The following is a 2,304-nucleotide window of genomic DNA, read 5'->3' as shown; positions in this document are numbered from 1 at the left end:
GGACGTGGACTGGGAGCGCTACGCTCCCACCCTCACCGCCTCCCGTCCCAGCCCTCTGATCGGCGACCTCCCCGACGTCCAGGCGCTGCCGCGGACGGACGCGACCGCGGACTCCGCCACGAGCCCGCCGACCGAGGGGAACGCGCTGGCCGCCCGGCTCGCCGGACTCGGCACGGCGGAGCGCGCCGAGCAGATCCTCGAACTCGTACGGGAGCAGACCGCGCTGACGCTGGGCCACAGCGGACCACAGTCCGTCGCGCCCGGCCGCGCTTTCAAGGACCTCGGCTGTGACTCCCTGGGCGGCGTACGGCTCCGCAACCGGCTGAACAAGCTCACCGGCCTGCGGCTGCCCGCGACACTCGTCTTCGACTACCCGACGCCGAGCGATCTGGCGCGGCATCTGCTGGGAGCGCTCCCCGGCGGTGAGCAGACCACGCCCGTGACAGGTACCCCGGCAGCGGTCGTCAGAGCGGGAGACGAGGACCCCATCGCGATCGTCTCCATGGCCTGCCGCTTCCCCGGGGGCGTCAGCACCCCGGAGGAGCTGTGGCGGCTGCTCACCGACGGTGCCGATGGCATCTCCGCCTTCCCCAAGGACCGTGGCTGGGACCTGGAGGCGCTCTACGACGCCGACCCTGAGCGCTCCGGGACCTCGTATGTACGGGACGGTGGGTTCCTGGACGGCGCCGCCGAGTTCGACCCGGACTTCTTCGGCGTCAACCCGCGTGAGGCCCTCGCGATGGACCCGCAGCAGCGGCTGCTGCTGGAGACCTCCTGGGAGGCGCTGGAGCGGGCGGGCATCGACCCGCAGTCGCTGCGCGGTGTCTCGGCCGGTGTCTTCGTCGGCAGCAACGGCCAGGACTACGCCTCTCTCCTGCGGCAGGTCCCCGAGACAGTGGAGGGCTACTTCGGCACCGGCATCGCGGGCAGTGTGGCGTCGGGTCGTATCGCGTACACGCTGGGTCTTGAGGGTCCGGCGGTGACGGTGGACACGGCGTGCTCGTCGTCGCTGGTCGCCCTGCATATGGCGGCCCAGTCGCTGCGCGGCGGCGAATGCGACCTCGCGCTGGCCGGCGGCGTGACCATCATGACGACCCCCGAGATCTTCGTGGAGTTCTCGCGTCAGCGTGGGTTGGCGGGGGACGGGCGGTGCAAGGCGTTCGCGGACGCGGCGGACGGTACGGGGTGGGGTGAGGGGGTGGGCATGGTGCTGCTGGAGCGGTTGTCGGACGCGCGGCGCAACGGGCACCGGGTTCTCGCGCTCGTGCGGGGGTCGGCGATCAATCAGGACGGTGCGAGTAACGGTCTGACGGCGCCGAACGGTCCGTCGCAGCAGCGGGTGATCCGGCAGGCCCTGGTCAACGCGCGCCTGACGACGGAACAGATCGACGCGGTGGAGGCGCATGGGACGGGGACCAAGCTGGGCGATCCGATCGAGGCGCAGGCGCTGCTGGCCACTTACGGTCAGGGGCGTGGGGACCGGGAGCCGTTGTGGCTGGGGTCGCTGAAGTCGAATATCGGGCACACCCAGGCCGCCGCCGGTGTGGCGGGTGTGATCAAGATGGTGCTGGCGATGGAACATGGCGTTCTGCCCAGGACGCTTCATGTGGACGAACCCTCCCGGCATGTCGACTGGGACTCAGGCGCGGTGTCGCTGCTGACGGAGGAGCGTGCCTGGCCGGAGACGGACCGTCCGCGTCGTGCCGGTGTGTCGTCGTTCGGTGTGAGCGGGACCAACGCGCACGTCATTGTCGAGCAGGCCCCGGTAGCGGAGGAAGCGTCTGCCGAAGGGAGCGCGCCCCCTGCGGGTGTGGTGCCGTGGGTGGTGTCGGCGAAGAGTGAGGCCGGGTTGCGGGCGCAGGCGGAGCGGTTGCTCGCGTTGGTGGAGGCGCGGCCGGGGCTGGGCGTGGTCGATGTGGGGTTCTCGCTGGCTACGGCTCGTTCGGGGTTTGAGGAGCGGGCGGTTGTCGTGGGTGGTGATGTGGCGGAGTTGCGGGAGGGGTTGCGTGCTCTGGCGGGGGATGGTGGTGTGCCGGGTCTGGTGCGGGGGTCGGCCACGGATGTTGGTTTGACGGCTTTTGTGTTCCCGGGGCAGGGGACGCAGTGGGTGGGTATGGGTGCGCGGTTGGTGGAGGAGTCGCCGGTGTTTGCGGCGAGGCTGGGTGAGTGTGCTGACGCGTTGGCTCCGTTTGTGGACTTCGACCTCATCGAGGTGGTGCGTGAGGGGCGGGCGTTGGATCGGGTGGATGTGGTGCAGCCGGTGACGTGGGCGGTGATGGTGTCGCTGGCGGAGGTGTGGCGGTC

General features: G+C 70.6%; 1 protein-coding gene. It reads left to right on the top strand.

The window, feature by feature from the left end:
* Nucleotides 1-2,304 (top strand): beta-ketoacyl synthase N-terminal-like domain-containing protein (locus tag ACFVIM_RS34650; RefSeq protein WP_384310230.1); only part of this gene is annotated, 2,304 nt, incomplete at both ends.

Origin of the sequence: Streptomyces sp. NPDC057638, from assembly GCF_042800315.1 — a bacterium.
Lineage (GTDB): Bacteria > Actinomycetota > Actinomycetes > Streptomycetales > Streptomycetaceae > Streptomyces.
Note: the sequence above shows the minus strand (reverse complement) of the source record. Positions and strands in the feature narration are given on the sequence as shown.